Genomic DNA, 2,590 nt, shown 5'->3' with positions numbered 1-2,590 from the left:
CTAGGCTGTCCATTAGCGGTGCGAATCATCGACCGCAGCCGTGTGAAGGGACAGACCATGGTGCAGATCGGACCGACGGACCTCGAGACATTTCCCCTCGTTCTGGGTGGCAACACGTTCGGGTGGACCAGCGACGAGAAGGAGAGCGGCGCGGTTCTCGATGCGTTCACCGGTGCCGGCGGCAGTTTCATCGACACCGCGGATCAGTACTCGCAGTGGGCTCCCGGACACAGCGGCGGCGAGTCGGAGACGGTGTTGGGCAACTGGCTGACGGCCCGGGGCAACCGTGACTCGGTGATCATCGCGACCAAGGTCGGTAAGCGTGACGGACACATCGGGCTGTCGCCGGACAACATCCGCTCCTCGGTCGACGGGTCGCTGCAGCGACTGCAGACCGACCACATCGACATCTACTACGCGCACGCCGAGGACCCGACGGTCCCACTGCACGACATCGCGGTCGCGTTCGACGGACTCGTCGCCGCGGGCAAGATCCGCCACGTCGGGCTGTCGAACTTCTCGCCGGTGCTCATCGAGGAGTGGTTCAGCGTCGCCGACGCACTGGGGCTCGCGAAACCGGTTGCACTGCAACCTCAGTACAGTCTGGTCCACCGCACAGAGTACGAGGGCGGACTGCAGCAGATCGCCGTCGACAACGGGCTGGCCGTTCTGCCGTACTGGGGCCTCGCGTCGGGATTTCTCACCGGGAAGTACGCCCAGGGAACTCGGCTCGACGGGTCCGCGCGAGCCTCGATGGCGTCGGGATACGCGACCGACGAGGGCTACGCCATCCTGACGAAGGTGACCGCGATCGCCGACGCGCACGGTGTCGAGCCGGCCACGGTGGCGTTGGCGTGGTTGACGACGCGGCGGCAGATCACCGCGCCGATCGCGAGTGCTCGTACACCCGAACAACTCCCGGCACTGATGGCCGCTGCCACCCTGGAACTGTCCGACGACGAACTCGCCGAGCTCGAGGACTGAGGGCGGGTCAGCTCCCGACGAGCAGGCGCGCCATCTCGGCGATCTGTTCGTCGTCGAGCGGAGCGGGCCCGATCATCACCTGCCGCTGCAGCATGCCGTCAATGCCCAGGCGCACGAGCTCGCCGCGCGCGTCGGAGACCGGATCTCCGGCGATGCCGAATGTCTGGACGATCATCGTCACGAACGCTGCGTGCTGGTCGTCGAACGCCGCCCGCAACTCGGGGTTGGTCATGCTCTCGGCCCGCAGGTGATGGCGTGCGATCACCCGGTCGCGATTCTTCTCGTCGGACATCTCGGTGACGAACCGCGTGATGGCCACCGCCGCCCGTGGACGACTCCAGTCGGTGATGTCGAAATGGCGAGTTGCCGTGTCGAGGTCGTGTCGGAAGACCTCTTCGAGGGCGAGATGCAACAGCCGGGCTCGCGTCGGAGCGTGGTAATTCACCGATCCCGAGCTGAGGCCGGCGGCCGCGTCGACGGCACGGTGGGTCAGCCCACGTGGTCCGCGCTCGGCCAGCACCGATACCGCAGCCGCCATGATCGCGGCCCGTCGGCTCGTCTGCGGGGGGCGGGCGTCGGCGGTTGTCACAGCTCGCAGATTACCGGTCATGGTTACGGAACCGTAGGAACCTTCTCAGCCTCTTGCGCCCACCCGGCCGGCCGTTCTAGCCTCAACGGATGTTGAGTGGCCGGATGCGCGGTGTCCGCTACCCGGGATACCGAGACGCCGACTGGGCCCAGCCGTATGCGAAGTACATGGCGGCGCACACCGATCCGGCGCCCGCACCGGTCAGCCGTGCGTTCGACGGGCCGCCACTGGATCCCGCGTCGATCCCCGACTTCGCGAATGTCACCCGTGACCTCGGGCCCACCGGGTACTCGACCGTCGAGACCGGATACGGCCGGAGGGCCGACGGCGTGCTGTTCGTCGCGGTGCGTACCGAGATGCCCCGGGTGTCCGCGGCGATGTGGGACTGGTGGTTCGGATGGCACTCGGTCGAATCCGCCCGCTACAAGCTGTGGCATCCCGACGCACACCAGTTCGCGACCCTGAAGGCCGACCGCACCACCGCCCCGATCGGCGACCGGGAGAAGTACGTCGGCAACACCAGCTACGTCGATGAGCTGGTCGGACCGAAGGTGCAGCAGCTCGGCATCGAGTTCCGCGATCCGCGCGGGCACGGTTTCTGTGTCCCGTCCGACCAGACGGTCATCTTCGGACGCGTGGGCAGCAGCATCGCACCGGTCGACCTCGGCTGGCTCGCGCACCAGGTCCGTCCCGTCGCCGGCGGCGCGGAGATGCGCAGTCGCTTCTACCTGAACATGCGCGGTCTACACCGACCGAACCTCGGGCAGGCCGTGCGCGCGGTGCGGCGTGGGGCTTCGGTCGACCCCGCCGACCTGGTCCTGGGTCTCGATCTCGCCAGAGACCTGCTGATGCACTGCGGCCAGGAGATGAACCACCTCGCGGCGTTCCTGCCCGAGCTCCACCGGGAGTTCGCCGTCCGTCCGTAGGCTGGACGAGTGATCCAGAGACGAACCACGTGATGCGCCGCCCCACCCCGGAGACCCCCGGGCCCGGCCAGGAATCGGTGTGGGACTACCC

Annotated in this window: 3 protein-coding genes; 2 read left to right on the top strand and 1 reads right to left on the bottom strand. The window is 67.8% G+C overall.

Translation table 11 applies throughout. The annotated features are described in order from the left end of the window. Positions 1-984: aldo/keto reductase (locus JHC79_RS23310; RefSeq protein WP_366783274.1), on the top strand; the 984-nt coding region annotated here is incomplete at its 5' end. Positions 985-991: 7 nt separating this feature from the next. Here JHC79_RS23310 and JHC79_RS23305 read toward each other — a convergent pair. Then, a complete protein-coding gene (locus JHC79_RS23305; RefSeq protein ID WP_296395409.1) occupies positions 992-1,573 on the bottom strand; it encodes a TetR/AcrR family transcriptional regulator in 582 nt (193 codons plus the stop codon). Between the two features lie 89 nt (positions 1,574-1,662). Here JHC79_RS23305 and JHC79_RS23300 point away from each other — a divergent pair, with 89 nt between their 5' ends. After that, complete coding sequence (locus tag JHC79_RS23300; RefSeq protein ID WP_296395407.1) at positions 1,663-2,499, top strand: hypothetical protein; 837 nt, start codon at positions 1,663-1,665, stop codon at positions 2,497-2,499. Positions 2,500-2,590: the final 91 nt, after the last annotated feature.

It is taken from the genome of Williamsia sp. (assembly GCF_016462415.1).
In the GTDB taxonomy this organism is placed as follows: Bacteria; Actinomycetota; Actinomycetes; order Mycobacteriales; family Mycobacteriaceae; genus Williamsia_A.
The sequence above is the reverse complement of the archived record's forward strand: the minus strand, read 5'-3'. Positions and strand labels throughout refer to the sequence as shown.